Consider the following 18025-nt stretch of genomic DNA (forward strand, 5'->3'; position numbering starts at 1 on the left):
GCGGGCATACGCTTTCTTGGTGTCTGGGGGCTAAACAGGGGCATGAGGTGATCCATGCTGAACCCTACGCTGACCATGATTTACGACCGGGGGGAGGTGACCACGGCGGATGGCCGCGTCATCAATCCCTTCCCCACAGCGACCCCGCGTCCGGTCGCCGAGGGGCTCTATCGTCTTGTAAAGGAAGCCGATGCCCGTCGAACCTTAGAGGTCGGCATGGCTTACGGGCTGTCGACCCTCGCCATCTGTCAGGCCCATGCCGAACGGGGGGAGGGGGCCCATATCGCCATCGATCCCGTTCAGCGCAGCAGTTTCGGGGCGACGGCCCTCTCCAATATCGACCGTGCCGGATACGGCCCGCATTTCGTGGCCCATGAAGCGGGGTCCGAGACGGTGCTGCCCCGACTTCTGGCTGAAGGCACGGAGCTCGATTTCGCCTTTATCGACGGCTCGCACCTGTTTGACTTCGTGTTCGTCGATTTCTTCTACCTCGACCGGATGCTGCGGCGGGGCGGGCTGATCGTGTTTGACGATGTCTGGATGCCCGCCGTTCGGCGGGTGATCAGCTTTGCGCGTCATCACCGTCATTATCGGCTGGTGCCCTCGTCGGTCCGCTCCCGGGGCCTGGGGCATCGCCTCCTCCGGCGCGGTCGGCGGCTGGTGAACGGCTTGGGGACGCAGGATCGGAGCGGCTTGCGTTTTGATGATGCGCCGATTGCGGTCCTGCAAAAGACGGCGGACGATACCCGCAAATGGGATGATTGGCGGCCGTTCTAGACGGCATGGAACCTGAAGGGGTCAGAAGACTTTCAAAAGAAACACTTTTGTTGCAACTGCGAAGGAGCTACATTGTAACGATGGCTATATTGCCGAACCGACCAGCCGAATTGCACGATGTGCATACCCCCTTTGAGGAGGTCCTGCACGCCGCGACCCATGGTGTGGGGGTGCTGCTGGCAATTGCGGCATTGATCGTTCTGATCCTGAGGGCGGTGGATGTCGGCCTCGGAGCGGGGGGCCTTACCGCCATCAGCGTTTATGGCGCCTGTGCCATCGCCCTTTACCTGGCGTCGACCGTCTACCACGCGATGTTCAACTTTCCGATCCAGCACAAATTGGCGTCGGTGGATCACGCCGCGATCTACCTTAAGATTGCAGGCTCCTACACGCCCTTCGCCCTGGTCCTACCGGAGCTGACGGCGAAACTCCTGTTGATTGTGATCTGGAGCTTCGCCCTGCTGGGCATCGGGGCGAAAGTCGTGTTCCACTACATGAAGTCGCTGCGGAAATATGATTGGATTTCGCTCGCCAGCTATATCGGCATGGGATGGGTCGCCCTCTTTATCGGCAAGCAATTGTATGAAGGCTTACAGTTTGGTGGCTTTGCTTGGCTGCTTGCGGGCGGGCTCTGCTTTACAGTCGGGGCGGGCTTCTATGCGTGGAAATCGCGCGCCTATACGCACACGATCTTTCATTGCTTTGTGCTCGCCGGCAGCATTTGCCATTTCGTGGCGATCTACGCCTATGTCTTGAAGGCGCCCGCTGCGGCGTAAGCCCGCCGCCTCTCAAGGAGGGGCAGGGACGGGAAGGGCGGAATGGGGCGGCCCGTCAGGTCAACCCGGCAAAGAGGCCATAGCCGGCGACAACGGCCACGATCAGCAATGACGCGGCGATCGCCATCGTCTGGCGGCGCTCATTCGTAGGTTTCGCAGGGCGAATGGCGGCGGCGACCATTGGGCGAACGGCGGGAAACGCCCCCAATTTGCTGACCCGCGACATCTTCAGGATTTCCTTCAGAACGGGCTCCATGGCGCGCCAATGGCTCTTTGGCACATCGATCGCGACCACCATCGGATGCCCCGGACGATTGTCGAGAGTCGTGGTCATATACGAGAAATGGTTCTCGGCCAGGGCCTTTAGAACCGGCGATATATCCGCCACTTTCTCCCCCACCGTATCGAAAGCATAAAGAACGCGGAGGAGTGAGGGCCCCCCCTTGGCCCCCCCCGATCGGCTTGCCCCGCCGGCGCCGTCATCGACGCCGGGCAGCGGATAAAGGGCGCGATGATCCGTCGGGGCCTTGCCTCCGCCGCTCTTTCCCGCCGCGGGGGAGGGCGGCGCAAACACTTTACCGAAGCTTGCCATCTCCGTCGCCAGGGGAGACTTTTTCGGGCCCTTCGGCTTTTTGCCGCCCGGCGCCGGATCGGGCCGACGGGTCAAGGCCAGGAATGACGTTCGGATCCTATCCGCCCCCGCCATTTCCGCCTCCAGCACAGCGTAATCCTGATCGTGGGGAAACGCCCCCGCCGATTGCGCCCGGTCGGCGGATAAGAGGACGGCGATCAGCGGCTTATTATGGTTGGCGCCGATGCTCTTGCTGACCCGCACATGTTCATTCTGCGAAAATTTTGTCTCAACCTTGCGTCGGGGGTCGAGCAATTCCGCCCCAAGGCGCAAGCCCTCGCGATAGGTGTCGACCCCGTCGGGGATCTGCTGAATGTCGATCCCCCGAGCCCTGAACCCGTCAAGCGCGGCGGCGCACTGGCGCATCGCCTCGGCCGACGCATAGATCGTCGTGACTTTGCGCAGATAGCGCTGTTGCTTTTCCGCGTTCCAGGCGAACTGGCTTCCATCACCGGTTTTGGCGAAACTGTTGGTGAAGCCGGATTGCTCGATTTCATGGATCAGATCGGTGGGCGCTGCGAGGACGTAATTACTCTCCGCCACATATTCCCTGAGGATCTGTGTGCCGGGAAAATCCATCAAGGCTTCGAGGGTTTCCCGCGCAAAGCTCTGATCATGATCATAGAACGGGACGATCCCGACCTGGGCCTGGCGCCCGACCACCGCAGCGACGGTCTGGTCAGCCGAGCTGCGCGGAGAGGTCCAGGTGCGGTAGGCGTGATCGAGTTGCCGGGCCGGGGCGGCGGGGGACGCATCGGCGCCGAAACTGGCCGACGGGCGCGCATTACCGCCGGCGGTCAATCGCATGCCATAGGTCTCGGCGGTGAAGGCGGGCATCCCCGCCGCATCGACCTGGACGCCCTCGCCGCCGGGCGCCTCTGCGACCGCCGTCGTCGGCAGGGGGTTGCGGAACAGGTCGGCGGCCACCTGTTCGGCCACCCAGGCCGCGAGGCCATGCCGTTCATCCTGATAGGCGACAAACTGGTTTGCCATGACGATATGCCCCCAAGCGTTTGAAGACTTTACCATGGCGCCGCATTAAGGAAAGTGGCTGTGCCCACCCTTCCCTCATCCGGCGTCAAAAGGAGCTGATTGCCATGCCCGCCTTACGTTGCGCCATCCAGATGGACCCGCTCGAAGATGTCGCCGTCGAGGCCGATACGAGCTTTGCGCTGGCCGAGGCGGCATTGGCCAAGGGGCATGAGATCTTCACCTATGCGGCGGCGGATTTGCGGTTGGAGGGGGGGACGCTTTCCGTGGCGGCCCGCCCTGTAACGGCGCTCAGCCGCGTGCAGGGGCGTCACGTTCAGTTCGGTGAGGGGCGGGTCCTCGACCTTGCGACGGATGTCGATGTGGTGCTGGTGCGGCAGGATCCCCCCTATGACATGAGTTACATCACGGCGTGTCACCTGCTGGAAAAGATTGTCGACCGCACCTTAGTCCTCAACGACCCGGCGGAAATTCGGAATGCGCCGGAGAAAATCTTCGTGATGGATTTTCCCGACCTGATGCCGCCGACCTTGATTACCGCGGATGAGGGCGCTCTGGCGGAGTTCCGGCGAAAGCACGGTGATATCATCGTCAAGCCGCTTTACGGGAATGGCGGTGCGGGGGTCTTTCGCCTCACCAATGACGATCAGAACTTTGCCTCACTACTGGAAATGATGCTCGATCCCAGGCGGCCCGTGCCCCTGATTGCGCAGGGCTATCTGCCCAAGGTGCGGGAAGGCGATAAGCGCATCTTGCTCCTTGATGGAGAGCCGGTGGGGGCGATCAATCGGGTTCCTGCGGCGGGGGAGGCTCGCTCGAACATGCATGTCGGCGGGCGCGCAGAGAAGGTCGAGTTGACCGACCGCGACAGGGAGATTTGTGCGCGGATCGGCCCGGCCCTCAAGGCTCGCCGTCTCGTCCTGACCGGGATCGATGTGATTGGGGGGCTGATGACGGAGATCAATGTCACGTCCCCCACCGGGGTGCAGGAGGTCAAGCGGTTCGGCGGGGCCGATATTCCCGCCCTATTCTGGCAATGGGTTGAGGATGCGCGCGGCTGATCAGTCCGGCGACCGTGCCGCTTTTTCCTGATGTCCCGAAACGCCCTCTCTCTTGGTGAGAGCGGCGGAGATGTCCGACCAATCGAGCTCGTTCGCGGCGAGGAGGACGGCGAGGTGATAGAGGACATCCGCGGTCTCGGCGACGAGGTCCTCGCGCTGGCCGAGGGCCCCGGCCAGGGCCGCTTCGACCGCTTCCTCGCCGAATTTCTTCGCGCATCGCACCGGGCCCTTGCGGAGCAGGGAGGCGGTATAGGAATCGCCGGCATCGGCGCCCTTCCGCCCCTCGATGGTGGTCATCAGCCGCTCAAGGGTGGCGCCGATATCGCTCATAGGATCCTCATCGGCAGGCCTTCACCGGCCATATGCGCCTTGGCTTCGGCAATCGTGTGCTCGCCGAAATGGAAGATCGACGCCGCCAGTACCGCCGAGGCGCGGCCGTAGATCACCCCCTCGGCCAGGTGGTCGAGGGTGCCGACGCCGCCCGACGCAATCACCGGCACCGGGACCGCGTCACTGACAGCCTGGGTCAGGGCCAGGTCGAACCCCGTCTTCACCCCGTCCCGATCCATCGAGGTAAGAAGGATTTCTCCAGCTCCCCTGGCGGCAACATCCATGGCATGGGCCACCGCATCGACCCCCGTCGGTTTGCGACCGCCATGGGTGAAAATCTCCCACCGGCCCGTGTCTACTTGCTTGGCGTCGATCGCGACGACGATGCATTGCTTGCCCGCTGCCTCGGCGGCGGCATTGACCAGGGCGGGGTCGCGGACGGCGGCGGAATTGATCGCCACCTTATCGGCCCCGGCCTGTAACAGCGCATGCACATCTTCGACCGACCTGACGCCGCCGCCGACCGTCAAGGGGCAAAAGGCCTGCTCGGCGGTGCGGGTGACCATATCAAGAAGGGTGCCCCGCTCCTCATGGCTGGCGGTGATGTCGAGAAAACAGATCTCATCGGCCCCCTGATCGGAATAGGCCTTGGCCGCCTCCACCGGGTCCCCCGCATCGCGCAACCCGACGAAATTGACGCCTTTCACGACCCGGCCGTCCTTGACATCGAGGCAGGGGATCAAGCGAACTTTCAAGGTCATGGGGCCCCCTCCGCGGCATTGAGGGCGGCGGTCGGGTCGAGGGTCCCCTCATAAAGGGAGCGGCCGAGGATGGCCCCGGCGATCCCGTCCCCTTGGCGGGCGACCAGTCCCTCGATATCGGTCAGGTCCTTAATGCCCCCCGAGGCAAGGACCGGCACGCCGGCGGTGCGGGCAAGGGCCGCTGTCGCTTCGAGATTGACCCCGCTGAGAGCGCCGTCACGGTCAATATCGGTATAGACCACGGCGGCGATGGCCGCGCGGTCGTAACGGTCCAGAACCTCCTCGGCGGAGATCGACGAGGCCTCGCCCCATCCTTCCGTCGCCACCTGTCCCTGGCGGGCATCGAGCCCAAGCACGATCCGGCTTGGGAAGGCGGTAAGAGCGGCCGTCGTCATATCGGGATCTTTGACGGCGATCGTGCCAAGGATGATCCGGGCGACCCCCAGGGACAACCAGCGCTCGATCGTGTCGAGGGAGCGGATACCGCCGCCGAGCTCAACCTCCGCATCGGTCTCTTTAAGGATCGCCTCCACCGCCGCCGCATTGGCGGGCTTGCCCGCAAAGGCACCATCGAGGTCGACGACATGGAGCTTGTCGAACCCTGCGTCCCGCCACCGTCGGGCCATCGCCGCGGGATCCTTTCCATAGGTCCGGGCACTGTCCATCTCCCCTTTGAGGAGGCGGACGCATTCCCCTTCCTTCAAGTCGATGGCAGGCCAAAGGTCGAAGCTCATTCCGGCTCCCATTCCATAAAACGGCCGAGGAGGGCGAGGCCGAAGGCCTGGCTTTTTTCGGGGTGGAATTGCGTGCCCGCCACATTCCCCTTCGCCAGAGCGGCGGGGAAGGCGCAGCCATAATGAGCGGACCCGATCACGGTCGTGGGGTCTGCGGCATCGAAATAATAGGAGTGAACGAAATACGCATCGCCGGTTTGCGGGATCAGCTTATGCCCCACGGCGATCACATCATTCCATCCGATATGCGGAAGCTTTTGGCCGGGGGAAACGCTCAATTGCCGGACCGTCCCCGGGATCAATCCCAATCCTGCGTGTGGGCCGTATTCGAGGCCGGTATCGGCCAATAATTGGAGGCCCACGCAAATGCCGAGAAACGGGCGCTGGCGCTCACTCACGGCTTCTCGCAAGGCGTCAACGAGACCGGGTCGGGCATAGAGCGCCCGCCGACAGCCACCAAAAGAGCCAACGCCGGGCAGGACGATCCGATCCGCCGCCGCAATCACAGCCGGGTCGTCGGTGACCGTGATCGTGCGATTGAGATCGGCTTCCGTCGCCGCGCGCACGAGCGCTTTTTCGGCGGAATGGAGATTGCCAGAGCCGTAATCGATGAGGGCGACCGTCTGCATAGAGGAGCCGGTTAGGCGTCGTGTCCATCCGCGGCAAGTCGGCTGTGCGCACTCTCCCCGCAAGGACCCGCGTCCGCTATGCTCCAAGGTGGTGGAGGCCGGCGGCGGCGATGAGGCCGATCGTCGTGGCAATACCCGCCAGATGATGATCTTCGCGAAACGCGGTGGGAAAGACCTCGGTCGCGAGGGAGGCAACCACCGCGCCGCCGGCGAAACACCTCAAGGCATCGAGGATTTTGTCCGGCGCCCCCGACAGTCCCACATGCCCAAGAACCGCCGCGGCCGCGAGCAGACCGGCGGTGGCACACCATATTCCGAGTACGGCCATCTTCGAGCGGTCTCCTTGTTCCGCCATGGCCTTGGCCCCGCCGGCCGCCTCGGGGAGGTTGGAAAGAACGATCGACCCGGCCAGCACCACCATCTCGGCCGAGCCGCTGCCGATGATCGCCACGCCGAGGGCCACATTTTCGGGAATCCCATCGAGGGTCACGGCCGCCAACAGCCCAAGCCCCGACCCGTCCTGCCAATGTTCATCGATCAAATAATCAACGCTGGAGAAGACAATCGCGCCTGCCCCCACGCTGAGGACGGAGAGCGTCAGCCCCGACCGGGCGATAGACGGCTCGACCAATTCAAGCACGACCGCCAGGATGAGCGCGCCGCCGGCCATCGCAACGATAAATCCCGACACCACCCGATTGAGGGGGCCGTAAAGGCCCCAAACCGCGCCGAGAATTAAGGCGGCGGAAACGCACAACACAGCCAGCACGAGCATGAAAGATCCTTTCCTGGCCCCTGTTTCTTGGCCGCTTTTTGGTGGCCCCTGTTTCTCGGCTGTTATCGGAAAGAAGGCGGAATTTTGGGGAAACGAACGCCTAAGGTCCCGGTTCCCATTTGGGCGTCTGCGCCGCCGCCGCGTATGACACAGCCTTTAGCGGTGAAAGAGGTGAAATAACAACCAAATAGCGGAATGACGCGAGAAGTCGCTTTATCATGGGTATTTGGCGCAATTTTGCGCCTCGCTTTTGTGCACCGCTTCCCAAACGGCCGAAGTCGTGATTATGTCACCGCGCTACCCCTCAGGGCGGGGGACGTGGGATGAGGCGCTTAGGTGTCCGCCCAAGTTGAGAAATATCGGGCCAATCTGGCCAGGGAAGTGAGATCAAGACCGATGGGAACACCGACACGCCGAGATTTGTTGACCATGATCGGGGCGACCGCAGGGAGCGCTGCGATGTATCAGGCCATGACGGCGCTGGGGCATGCGGCACCGTCGACATTTTCGGGCCCCGTTTCGCTTGAGGGCGATCCGGGGGGGGCCAGTGTCTTGGTTCTCGGCGCCGGGGTGGCGGGCATGACCGCCGCGCTCGAGCTTCGTGATGCGGGATACAACGTCAAGATTCTCGAATACCGAGAAAAGGCCGGGGGCCGGTGTTGGACCCTGCGCGGGGGCGATCGCTACGAAGAGCTTGGGGGAGCTGTACAGAATGTCGGGTTCGCCGAAGGAAACTATATCAACCCCGGCCCCTGGCGCTTGCCGCATGACCACCATGCCGTCCTGCATTATTGCAAGCGTTTTGGGGTTCAACTCGAACCCTTTATCGAGAAGAACCACAACGCCTACCTGCACAATACGGAGGCCTTTGGCGGCAAACCCCAGCGCTATCGTGAGGTGGCGTCGGACTATCGCGGCCATATTTCGGAGCTCTTGGCCAAGTCCCTCAAAGCCGGGAATTTGAACGACCAGGTCACCGCAGAGGATCGGGAGGTCCTGCTTGAATCGTTGCGCAATGTCGGGGCGCTGAACGAGAATTACGAATATCGGTCGAGCCTAAAGACCAGTCGGTTCCGTGGATATGACCGTGACCCCGGGGCGGGGGTGGATGGCGCGCCGCTGCCCTCAACCCCCCTCGATCCGTCTCAGATCCTCAATTCCAATTTGTGGCGGCGATTCGCCATCACCGAGGAAATGGAGTTCCAGACCCCCATGTTCCAGCCGGTCGGCGGGATGGATATGATCGCCCAGGCCTTCGCGCGAGAGGTTGGCGACCTTATCACCTACAATGCCAGGGTCACATCGCTCCTGCAGGAGGACGGCCAGGTGCGCGTGGTCTATGAGGATACCGCCGCCGGCAATGCCCAGCGGACGGAAACGGCGGATTACTGTGTCTGTACGATCCCCTTCTCGATCCTCGGCCAGATCGAGCACAATCTGTCCGCTGATCTCTCCAAGGCCATCGACAATATGTACTATCTGGGCTCGGCGAAATGGGGGCTCGAATTCAAGCGCCGCTTCTGGGAGCAGGATGAGGATATTTACGGCGGGATCTCCTATACCAATTTGCCAATCGAACTGATCAGCTATCCCTCGACAGGCTTTTTCTCCGACGGCCCGGCGGTCGTGCTCGGCGGCTATAGCTGGAGCCCCGAAGAAACCTATGAGTTCAACGCCATGTCACCGAAGGAGCGCGTGCGCTGGGCGGTTGAGTTCGGTTCTCAGATTCATCCTCAGTACAAGGATGAGTACAAGTCCGGTGTGTCGGTGGTCTGGCACAAGGTGCCATGGGTTCTTGGATGCTTCGGCATTTGGCGGGATAAGGACACCGATTATCAAAAGGCGATCAAACTCGACAATCGTGTGATTTGTGCCGGCGAGCATCTCTCCTATCGAGGAGCGTGGTTGGAGGGGGGCATCCTGTCCGGTCTCAACGCCATCCAAACGCTCCATGAAAGGGTCATTCAAGCGTGAACGGAAATATGACAGTATCTCTTTTAGTAAGAACGTCTCTCCCCCTCGCTCTGCTGGCTATGGCGGCCGCGTGTTCGGGTGGGGATGAGGATCAATCCACCTCTGCAACGAGCGCTGGAGCCGAGGCGCCCATCTCGGAGCCCCTCTCGGGGCCCATGACCGCGGGGCGGACCTCGGCCCCGGCCACGACGGCCTCAGCGTCGTTAAATAGCGGCGCGATGGGCAGCTATCAGGAACTGGCGCAGGTCGCCCTCGACCGCAGAACGTTTGACGATCGCGGTTTTGAGGCGGCCGATGGCAAGGCCATCTACGCGGCGGTCTGCGCGGGGTGTCACATGCCGGACGGCAGCGGCGCCGTCGGCGGCGCCGCCTATCCTGCGCTGAAAGACAACGGCAATCTATCCTTCCCGCAATACCCGATCTCCATGACCCTGAATGGGCGGAAAGGGATGCCGCCGATCGGGCCTTATCTCTCCGACGAACAGGTCGTGGCGCTGGTGAATTATCTTCAGGCCGACATGAATGACTTCGACGCGGCGGCGACGGTGGAGATGGTGGCGTCCATGCGGACCCCGCAAAACCGCTATGTCCGCGGCGAACCGGACGAAACGCCGGGGATCGTCCTCGTTGCCGATATGGCCTCGACCGGTGACCAACGCACCGCTCCCCCCGCGTCGGCGCCAAAGCCGGACGCGCCCGCCCCGCAACCCTCTGCCCCCCAAGCTGAGACGTCATCGGCAAACGCGGCGCAAGCCGCGACGTCTTCTGAACAGTCAGCGCCGTCTGCCTCCGAGACGTCTCCGTCGGCCCCTGCCGACAGCGCCCCTTCTGCTTCCTCGACCTCGCGTCCATCCGGGGGGCCCCGGGCGGCGCTCGGCATGTCCGATGCAGAATTCGACCGGATGATGCGCGACAATCTCGTGGTGCGGCACAAGATCCCGAATTCCGATTTCCCGATCCTCTTGGCGGTCGAGGTGCGGCCCACGGCCTCCTTGGTCTATCTCAGCGGGACGGTGCCGCAGGTGATCAATGAAGAGGCGCCGCGGGGGTCCCCCGAGGCCTATGGCGACACGACCGACCAGACGGTGTCGACCTTGCAATCGATCGAGACGAAACTCGAAGGGCTTGGCCTCACCATGTCCGACGTCATCAAGATGCAGGTCTTTTTGGTGAAGCCCGAGGGCGCGGCAACGATGGATTTCGGCGGCTTCATGGAGGGCTATACCCAGTTCTTCGGGACCGAGGAGCAGCCCAATCTGCCCACGCGTTCGGTTCTCGAAGTGGCGGGCCTCGCCAATCCGTCCTGGTTGGTGGAAATCGAAGTGGTGGCGGTGCGCTAAGGTCGCGCCTCCGTCCTCTGCTTAAAGCTCCCCCGCCCTTGGCGGCGGGAGCTTTTTGTCGGGCGTATCGCGATGTCGCGAAATGGCTCTAGGAGCCTTTTCAAGCGAAGTGGGCACCGGTTCGCGTGAAGAAAAGGCGACCAGCAAAGGCTCACAGCCTTTTCAAGCGAAGTGGGCACCGGTTCGCGTGAAGAAAAGGCGACCCAGCAAAGGCTCACAGCCTTTTCAAGCGAAGTGGGCACCGGTTCGCGTGAGAAAAGGCGACGAAACAAAAGCCTAAAGACGTTCCCGCGGCACCGCTGATCTGAAACGGCTCTAGGACCCAAGGCTTCCCTTGGTTGACGGACTTGCCCCCGCCCGCCGCTCGTCGAGCCGGATCGCCATGTCGAACGCCTTCGCCAGGGCCTTGAAACAACTCTCGGCGATATGGTGGTTGTTCGTCCCGTAGAGATTTTCGACATGCAGGCAGAGCCCGGCATTGGTCGCAAAGGCGTGGAACCACTCCTTGAACAGCTCGGTGTCCATTTCGCCGATTTTATCTCGGCTGAACGCGACCTTCCAAATCAGATATGGCCGTTTTGACACATCGAGGGCCGCCCGGGTCAAGGTTTCGTCCATCGGGACATATGCGTGGCCGAAGCGGTGAATGCCCCCTGCATCGCCCAGCGCTTTCGCCGCGGCCAGCCCCATGACGATCCCCACATCCTCAGTGGTGTGGTGCATGTCGATATGCAGATCGCCCTTCGCCTCGACTTCCAGATCGATCAAGGAGTGCTTCGCAAATCCTTCGAGCATATGGTCGAGAAAGCCGATCCCCGTCGACACATCCGATCGGCCGGTGCCGTCAAGATCCATCCTGACCCGGATATCGGTCTCTTTGGTCTTTCGGCTGTGTTCCGCGACACGGCCCGAAGTGGGGAAGTCGAGGGGCATGGCAGTGTCATTCCTTAAAGAACTTGTTGCGTTACGCCGGAAACGGTCAAAGTCCAAGAGCCGGTCCTAGCGGAGGAGCCTTTATGCGTCGTTTCGCCATTCTGATCTCTTTTGTCTGTCTCGCCTCATGTGGGGGGCCTCAGGGGCAATTCGAGAGGGGATGCCAGACCCTCGTTAAACGAGACCGTGATGCCACGGCGGCGCAGCGGGATGCCTTTTGCACCTGTTTGCGGGAGGAGACCGCCAGCCTGACCCCGGCGGAAAAACGCGCCTATGGCCGGCTCATGGCTGAGGCCGAAACCGGCCAGATCCTCCGGGAACGATTGGGGGAAATGAGTGAGGAGGGGGAGCTGACGGCCAGTGGGGTCAAGACGTTCCTTTCAGCCGCAAAGTCGTGCACTTTGTCCTTTGCCCTTCGTTAAGCTGGTCTTTCTGTTCACCGGCCTGGTCTTTTCAGGGGCCGGGACGGGGGCCGTCTCTGCCCCAGACCGGGCGCTCTTCGCGGCGGTCGAGGCGGGGGATGTCCTTTTTCTAGAGGCTGACGGGCTGTGGGGGGATCTTGCCCGCAGCTTTTCCGATCCCGGCAGTCCTTATGGCCATGTCATCGTCGTGGTGTCTGTCGCGGCTCGGCGGATCGAGGTGATCGATGCGGGCGGCCCCCTGCCGGCGCAGGGCGCGGGGGTCGGGCGGCGGTCCCTCGATCGCGCGCTCAAAGGGGGACGGGCGGTGACGGTTTATCGCCCCGACCTTACCCCTCAGGAGAGGCAAAGATTTTTGGCGGCCCTTCTGGCGAAGGAAGGGCTCCCGTTTGACCGCGCGTTTTCCCTGGAAACCGAGGGGGCGCTTTATTGTACGGAATTGGTGTGGCGCGCTCTTTCAGAGGCCCTCGGCGCCGATGCGGTCCCCGATAAGACCGATTTCGCCGGAGAGATCGCGATCACGCTGTCCGACCTCGCCGAGGCGCCGGTCCTGCAGAAAGGCGTCCGCTACGCCCTCTCCCCTTGAAGGGGGGCGCTGAGGCCCCACCTCCAAAGACACTTTGATGAGATGAAGGATCCGATATGACCACAATTCTCGCCGTACAACGGGGTCGGGAGGTTGCCGTGGGCGGCGATGGCCAAGTGACCCTTGGGGAGAGAGTGGTCTCAAAGGGAGATGCGAAAAAGGTGCGGCGATTGGCCGACGGGGCTGTCCTCTCCGGGTTCGCCGGGGGGACGGCGGACGCTTTCACCTTGCTTGAGCGCCTTGAGGGCAAGCTCGAACAATATCGGGGTCAATTGCTGCGCTCAGCGGTCGAATTGGCAAAAGATTGGCGCACTGACCGATACCTTCGGCGGCTCGAGGCGATGTTGATCGTCGCTGACGCTTCCCAAATGCTCATGGTCTCAGGGCTTGGGGATGTGATCGAGCCTGAAAAGACCGGAGATGTCGGCATCCTCGCGATCGGATCGGGGGGCAGTTATGCCCAAGCTGCGGCCACTGCCCTTGCACAGAATACGGATCTCTCCGCTCGGGAGATCGTCGAGAAATCGTTGATCATCGCCAGTGGTCTGGATGTCTTCACCAATGATCGGTTAATCGTCGAAACCCTGACATCGGCGTAAGGAGTAGGGACTATGTCCAGTTATACCCCGAGAGAAATCGTCTCGGAACTCGATCGCTTTATCGTGGGACAGACCGAAGCGAAGCGTGCCGTGGCTGTGGCCTTGCGGAACAGATGGCGGCGTCAACAGCTTCCTGATCATTTGCGGGACGAGGTCACGCCGAAGAATATTCTGATGATTGGACCGACGGGGGTCGGCAAGACCGAAATCTCCCGACGACTGGCAAAGCTGGTCGGCGCGCCCTTTTTGAAAGTCGAGGCGACGAAATTCACCGAGGTCGGATATGTCGGCCGCGATGTCGACCAGATCATCCGTGATCTTACCGAAGTCTCGATGCAATTGATTCGTGAGCGTAGACGGGAGCAAGTCAAATCCCGAGCCCACGACGCGGCGGAAGAACGGGTGCTCAGCGCCCTTGTGGGAGAGAATGCGAGCGAGGCGACCCGCGCTAGCTTTCGCAAGAAGCTGCACGCCGGTGAGCTCGACGATGCGGAGATCGAGATCGATCTTCAAGACAGCGGAAAAGGGGCGCCAATGTTCGACATTCCGGGAATGCCCGGGGCCCAGATGGGCATGATCAATTTGTCGGATATCATGGGAAAAGCCCTCGGGGGACAGACGAAAACCCGCAAGATGAAGGTCAAGGACGTCTACGAACCGTTGATTGCGGAGGAGAGCGACAAGCTGCTTGATGATGACCAGGTGGCGCAGGAAGCACTTGCCGCCGTCGAAAATGACGGGATCGTGTTTCTCGATGAGATCGACAAGGTCGCAAAGTCGTCGGACCGGGGCGGGGCCGATGTCAGCCGGGAAGGGGTGCAACGTGACCTCCTTCCCCTGATCGAAGGCTCCGTGGTGTCGACAAAGTACGGGCCGGTGAAGACCGATCACATTCTCTTCATCGCTTCGGGGGCGTTCCATGTCGCCAAGCCCTCGGACCTCTTGCCGGAACTTCAGGGGCGCCTTCCGATCCGCGTCGAATTGTCAGCACTGACCGTCGATGATTTTGTCTCGATCCTCACCGATACAGAAGCCAGTCTCCCAAAACAGTATACGGCCCTTCTCGAGACGGAGGGGTTGACCGTCACCTTTACGGATGACGGCATCGTTCGGCTGGCGGAAAAGGCGGCGGAGGTGAACGCGAATGTCGAAAATATCGGCGCCCGCCGTCTCTCGACGATTCTCGAGCGCGTCCTGGAAGAGGTCAGCTTCGACGCCGCCGAACGCGCGGGCGAGACGGTGACGATCGACGCAGCCTTTGTCGACACGCGCTTGGAGGGGTTGGCGGGGAATGCCGACCTCTCAAAATATATTCTGTAACCTTCCCTTACGATCGCGCCGTCAAAGGAGGTCGCGATCCGCGGCCATTTGGCGAATATCCGCCACCGGCCGCGGCCCCATATGGGAAATCACCTCCGAGGCAATGACTGACCCAAGCGTTGCGCAGCTCGGCAGCGGCTTGCCCCTGGTAAATCCATAAAAGAAGCCGCCGGCATAGGCATCGCCTGCGCCGGTCGTGTCCACCAACTGTACCGGAGCGACGGCAGGAACCGTCGTGGCGTCCTGGTCGGGGCCATAGACAATCGATCCGCGCTCAGAACAGGTAATCGCGCCGAAGGGGACAAGTTTGGCCATCTCAGCGGCCAGCTCGGCTGGGGTTTCGTGGTGGCCGAACAGCGCCCGGGCTTCGTCTTCATTCGCGAAGATAAGATCGACATGCTTCTCCAGAATGCGGATCAACTCGTCACGATTGCGCTCGACGACGCCGACGTCCGAAAGGGTGAGGGCGGCCCGCTTCCCTGCCTTGTGGGCAATGGCGGCCGCTTTCTCGAACGCGCTGCGGGGCAGTTCCCCGTCAAAGAGGTAGCCTTCGAAGAAAACCATCTCGGCACGGCGGATCATGTCGTCGTCGATATCGGCCTCGGAGACTTCGCCGGCCGCGCCGAGATAGGTCGCCATTGACCGCTCAGCATCCGCGGTGACGGCGATATGACAGCGCCCGGTCGGCGGCCCTTGGTCCAGGGGGGCGGCAATGAACTGGACCCCCGCCTCCTCCATTGAGCGGCGATAGGCATCCCCCAGCTCATCATTGGCGACCTTGCCGACAAAGCCGCCCGCCCCGCCGAGCCGGGAAAGGCAAACCATGGAATTGCCGGCCGATCCGCCCGCCACCTGTTCGCTCCCCGGCATTGCTCGGGTCATGGCGGCGGCTTTTTCGCTGTCGATCAGAACCATGCCGCCCCGCGGCACGTCATGCGCCTCTGGAAAGCCGTCGGGGACATGGGCCAAAAGATCGACGATTGCATTTCCGATCGCGATCACGTCAAATTGAGGGGCCATGTCGGTTCTCCATTTCTCATTCAGCGCTCGCCCTAGCGGTGGGCTGGCCGCTGCCGCAATAGGCGCGATTTGCCTGGGTCTAGGGCCGGTCGGGTGTGCCACGAAATCGGTGGACCCGATGCCGACCCCCGAAACTGTCGAGGCGCCCGCCCCTGATCCGCTGGGCGAGCTGGTGGCCAAGCAGTCGGCCCTGGCCGATGAGCGTCGACCACAGCCCCTCGATCCCAATCGGTTTCTGGGGGCGCCTGTCGCGGCCCTGGAAGGGCAGATCGGGCCGCCGAGTTTTGTCCGGCGGGAGGGGGCAAATGAGTTCCGGCGGTATCGCGCGCCGTCTTGCCAGCTCTATGCGGTGGTGGCGCCCGCCGGTGGGCGGGTCACCACGCTGTCTGCCGGCCCCCTGACCCTCGGTGAGCCGGGGCCGGACCTTTCGGTTTGCCTGACATCTGCCCGGAAAGACGGAACCGCCGGGGTCTAGAGCCCTATCGATCAATCGTCGTCGTGAAGTGTCTCTAGACCTTTGTATTGTCGCCTTTTCTTCCCGCAAGCCGGTTCCCGCTTCGCATTCGAAAGGTTCTAGGTGTCGTCACTGACAACGCTGCCTCGCCTTTTTTGCATCCGCATCAGGACGATAACGAGCAAGCCGGCGGGAATCGCGTAGCTGGAGGTGATGAGAAAGAACCAGACATATCCCACCGTATCGACCATCAGCCCGGAAAATCCGGCCACGAACTTATTCACAAAGGCATAGAGAGACGAGAACAGAGCGTATTGTGTGGCCGCGTTGGCGGGGTCAACGAGGCCGGACAGATAGGCGATAAAGACGGTCGTCACAAAGCCCCCCGCAATATTGTCGGCACAGATCGCGGCGGTCAGCGCCAGGAGATTAGAGCCATCCGTCGGCGCAACGGCCGCGAACCAAGCATAGGCCCCATTGGTGACGAGGGTTAATATCGCGCCCACGATCAGAGAGGGCAAAACCCCGATCCAATTGGCGATGGCCCCGCCAAGAAACAGACCGATAAAGATCGCCAAGACGCCGGGACCCGTCTGAATCGCGCCGATGACTTCTGTGGCATAGCCAAGGTCGATATAAAGCGGTCCAGCCATCACCCCCATGGTGAAGTCACTGGTCCTATAAATCAGGACCAAGAGCACGATGGGGATCAAGAGCGTGCCATAGCGTTTGGCGACTTGAGAAAAAGGCTCCGCGAAGAGGCGATAGGCGCGCTTTGCGAAGGAATCCGTCGAGGCCAAGGTGGCCCCCGCCGGTCGGGGCGGCTCTTTCATCTTGAGGACCAGCGCTGCGCAAATGGCCATCGCCGCCGCCATGGTCAGAAACGAAATGCCCCAACTAGTCGTGCCGGCGATGACGAGGCCGAAATTCGATGTGATCAGGGCACCGCGATAGCCGAGGGAATAGGCGGCGGCCATATTGGCCTGCTGATCGGTGGGCGCGCTTTCGATGCGCCAGGCATCGATGGAGACATCGAGGGTGGCGCCTGAAAAGGCGACCAACCCCGCGCCGATCAACACCATGCCGAGACCCGATGTCGGATCCGCCCCGGATAATAGGATCAAGCCGAGTACCGTGCCGGTGATCGACACGATCATCCACGACCGGCGATGCCCCACGGCGTTGGTGAGGTTGGGGACACGGACTTTATCGATAATCGGTGCCCAAATCCATTTGAGGGTATAGGCGAGGCCGATCCAGTAGAAAAAGCCGATCGTCGACCGTTCGATCCCCATCTCTCGAAGCCAGATCGATGTTTTCGAATAAAAAAGATAGAGGGGGAGGCCGGAGGCGAAGCCGAGGACCAGCATCGCCACCATTTCAGGTCGCCGATAGGGGGAAAGGAATCGGGCGATCGCGCCGGGTTTCCCCTCTGCCTCTGCCGAGGCGGTCATTTCTGGCTGGGCCATGGCAGCCTCCTCCTATCGAGGGGGAAGGCTAGCCCGGTTCTTGCCGAAATCGAGGGGAAAAGCGCGATTAGCGACGCAGCGACAACCGCTCGATCAAAGACTGGTAGCGATCTTCGCTTTTGGCTTTGACGTAGTCGAGCAAGCGACGTCGCTGAGACACCATTTTCAGGAGGCCACGGCGGGAGTGGTTGTCTTTCTTATGTTCCTTGAAATGCTCGGTCAGATTGTTGATCCGCTCGGTCAAAATCGCGACTTGCACTTCGGGGGAGCCGGTATCGCCTTCTTCATTGGCGTATTCGGCAATCAGATCGGCTTTACGCGCCGGGGAAATCGACATCGTTCTTCTTCTCCGCGGTGCCAAAGGGATGGTCGCTCGCCAGGGCACCGTCCAGCGAAGTGCTGCCCTTAGTTGATTGACCCGCGATCCGCAAGCACAAGCAAGACGCT

The 18025-nt window shown here is 61.9% G+C and carries 20 protein-coding genes and 1 pseudogene; 11 read left to right on the forward strand and 10 right to left on the reverse strand.

The annotated features are described in order from the left end of the window. The first annotated feature begins 54 nt into the window (after positions 1–54). Both PB2503_RS13850 and trhA read left to right on the forward strand, forming a co-directional pair. Positions 55–777 carry an O-methyltransferase gene (locus PB2503_RS13850; RefSeq protein WP_013300140.1) on the forward strand — a complete coding sequence of 241 codons (723 nt, stop codon included), beginning with the start codon at positions 55–57 and terminating at the stop codon, positions 775–777. An 80-nt stretch (positions 778–857) separates the two neighbouring features. After that, complete coding sequence (gene trhA / locus PB2503_RS04980; RefSeq protein ID WP_013300141.1) at positions 858–1553, forward strand: PAQR family membrane homeostasis protein TrhA; 696 nt, start codon at positions 858–860, stop codon at positions 1551–1553. Positions 1554–1608: 55 nt separating this feature from the next. Here trhA and PB2503_RS04985 read toward each other — a convergent pair whose 3' ends face one another. Further along, the gene (locus PB2503_RS04985; RefSeq protein WP_013300142.1) at positions 1609–3213 is read right to left on the reverse strand and encodes a glutathione synthetase; all 1605 of its coding nucleotides are present in this window, start codon (positions 3211–3213) and stop codon (positions 1609–1611) included. A gap of 68 nt (positions 3214–3281) precedes the next feature. Here PB2503_RS04985 and gshB point away from each other — a divergent pair, with 68 nt between their 5' ends. After that, complete coding sequence (gene gshB / locus PB2503_RS04990) at positions 3282–4235, forward strand: glutathione synthase (RefSeq protein WP_013300143.1); 954 nt, start codon at positions 3282–3284, stop codon at positions 4233–4235. On the opposite strand, the gene PB2503_RS04995 is transcribed toward gshB, so the two are convergent. The 5 genes from PB2503_RS04995 to PB2503_RS05015 all read right to left on the reverse strand — a co-directional run bounded on the left by PB2503_RS04995 (position 4236) and on the right by PB2503_RS05015 (position 7464). Beyond that, positions 4236–4565 (reverse strand): phosphoribosyl-ATP diphosphatase, encoded by a 330-nt coding sequence (locus PB2503_RS04995; protein WP_013300144.1) that lies wholly within the window; start codon positions 4563–4565, stop codon positions 4236–4238. It lies immediately after the preceding gene. After that, entirely contained in the window at positions 4562–5326 is a 765-nt protein-coding gene (gene hisF / locus PB2503_RS05000; RefSeq protein ID WP_013300145.1) for an imidazole glycerol phosphate synthase subunit HisF, read from the reverse strand. Before hisF ends, PB2503_RS04995 begins: the two co-directional genes overlap by 4 nt. Continuing rightward, the gene (hisA, locus tag PB2503_RS05005) at positions 5323–6060 is read right to left on the reverse strand and encodes a 1-(5-phosphoribosyl)-5-[(5-phosphoribosylamino)methylideneamino]imidazole-4-carboxamide isomerase (protein ID WP_041534895.1); all 738 of its coding nucleotides are present in this window, start codon (positions 6058–6060) and stop codon (positions 5323–5325) included. The genes hisF and hisA overlap by 4 nt, the downstream gene beginning before the upstream one ends. Continuing rightward, entirely contained in the window at positions 6057–6689 is a 633-nt protein-coding gene (gene hisH, locus PB2503_RS05010; protein WP_013300146.1) for an imidazole glycerol phosphate synthase subunit HisH, read from the reverse strand. Before hisH ends, hisA begins: the two co-directional genes overlap by 4 nt. A 76-nt stretch (positions 6690–6765) precedes the next feature. Then, positions 6766–7464 (reverse strand): ZIP family metal transporter, encoded by a 699-nt coding sequence (locus PB2503_RS05015; RefSeq protein WP_013300147.1) that lies wholly within the window; start codon positions 7462–7464, stop codon positions 6766–6768. A gap of 396 nt (positions 7465–7860) precedes the next feature. Here PB2503_RS05015 and PB2503_RS05020 point away from each other — a divergent pair, with 396 nt between their 5' ends. The 3 genes and pseudogenes from PB2503_RS05020 (at position 7861) to PB2503_RS15135 (ending at position 10778) form a co-directional block, all read left to right on the forward strand. Beyond that, entirely contained in the window at positions 7861–9438 is a 1578-nt protein-coding gene (locus PB2503_RS05020) for a flavin monoamine oxidase family protein (RefSeq protein ID WP_013300148.1), read from the forward strand. Between the two features lie 218 nt (positions 9439–9656). Further along, a pseudogene (locus tag PB2503_RS15130) lies at positions 9657–9938 on the forward strand (c-type cytochrome); the annotation flags it as partial. A 378-nt stretch (positions 9939–10316) separates the two neighbouring features. Further along, positions 10317–10778 carry a RidA family protein gene (locus PB2503_RS15135; RefSeq protein ID WP_041535333.1) on the forward strand — a complete coding sequence of 154 codons (462 nt, stop codon included), beginning with the start codon at positions 10317–10319 and terminating at the stop codon, positions 10776–10778. A 315-nt stretch (positions 10779–11093) separates the two neighbouring features. On the opposite strand, the gene hisB is transcribed toward PB2503_RS15135, so the two are convergent. After that, positions 11094–11711 carry an imidazoleglycerol-phosphate dehydratase HisB gene (gene hisB / locus PB2503_RS05030; protein ID WP_013300150.1) on the reverse strand — a complete coding sequence of 206 codons (618 nt, stop codon included), beginning with the start codon at positions 11709–11711 and terminating at the stop codon, positions 11094–11096. Positions 11712–11794: 83 nt separating this feature from the next. Here hisB and PB2503_RS05035 point away from each other — a divergent pair, with 83 nt between their 5' ends. The 4 genes from PB2503_RS05035 to hslU are packed head-to-tail and all read left to right on the forward strand — an operon-like array spanning position 11795 to position 14635. Beyond that, complete coding sequence (locus PB2503_RS05035) at positions 11795–12133, forward strand: hypothetical protein (RefSeq protein WP_013300151.1); 339 nt, start codon at positions 11795–11797, stop codon at positions 12131–12133. Beyond that, entirely contained in the window at positions 12120–12716 is a 597-nt protein-coding gene (locus PB2503_RS05040) for a YiiX/YebB-like N1pC/P60 family cysteine hydrolase (RefSeq protein WP_013300152.1), read from the forward strand. Before PB2503_RS05035 ends, PB2503_RS05040 begins: the two co-directional genes overlap by 14 nt. A 56-nt stretch (positions 12717–12772) precedes the next feature. Continuing rightward, on the forward strand, positions 12773–13315 hold the full coding sequence (gene hslV, locus PB2503_RS05045) for an ATP-dependent protease subunit HslV (protein ID WP_013300153.1): 543 nt from the start codon (positions 12773–12775) through the stop codon (positions 13313–13315). 12 nt (positions 13316–13327) lie between these two features. Then, positions 13328–14635 carry an ATP-dependent protease ATPase subunit HslU gene (gene hslU, locus PB2503_RS05050; protein ID WP_013300154.1) on the forward strand — a complete coding sequence of 436 codons (1308 nt, stop codon included), beginning with the start codon at positions 13328–13330 and terminating at the stop codon, positions 14633–14635. Positions 14636–14656: 21 nt separating this feature from the next. On the opposite strand, the gene PB2503_RS05055 is transcribed toward hslU, so the two are convergent. Further along, positions 14657–15655, reverse strand: coding sequence for an adenosine kinase (locus PB2503_RS05055; protein ID WP_013300155.1), 999 nt, complete (start codon positions 15653–15655; stop codon positions 14657–14659). A gap of 118 nt (positions 15656–15773) precedes the next feature. On the opposite strand from PB2503_RS05055, the gene PB2503_RS05060 reads away from it, so the two are divergent. After that, entirely contained in the window at positions 15774–16130 is a 357-nt protein-coding gene (locus tag PB2503_RS05060; protein WP_013300156.1) for a hypothetical protein, read from the forward strand. 98 nt (positions 16131–16228) lie between these two features. Here PB2503_RS05060 and PB2503_RS05065 read toward each other — a convergent pair whose 3' ends face one another. Together PB2503_RS05065 and rpsO are read right to left on the reverse strand one after the other, a co-directional pair. Beyond that, positions 16229–17578 (reverse strand): AmpG family muropeptide MFS transporter, encoded by a 1350-nt coding sequence (locus PB2503_RS05065; protein ID WP_013300157.1) that lies wholly within the window; start codon positions 17576–17578, stop codon positions 16229–16231. A gap of 67 nt (positions 17579–17645) precedes the next feature. After that, positions 17646–17915, reverse strand: a complete 270-nt coding sequence (rpsO, locus tag PB2503_RS05070) for a 30S ribosomal protein S15 (protein WP_013300158.1) — start codon at positions 17913–17915, stop codon at positions 17646–17648. Between the last annotated feature and the right edge of the window lie 110 nt (positions 17916–18025).

Origin of the sequence: Parvularcula bermudensis HTCC2503, assembly GCF_000152825.2 — a bacterium.
Lineage (GTDB): Bacteria > Pseudomonadota > Alphaproteobacteria > Caulobacterales > Parvularculaceae > Parvularcula > Parvularcula bermudensis.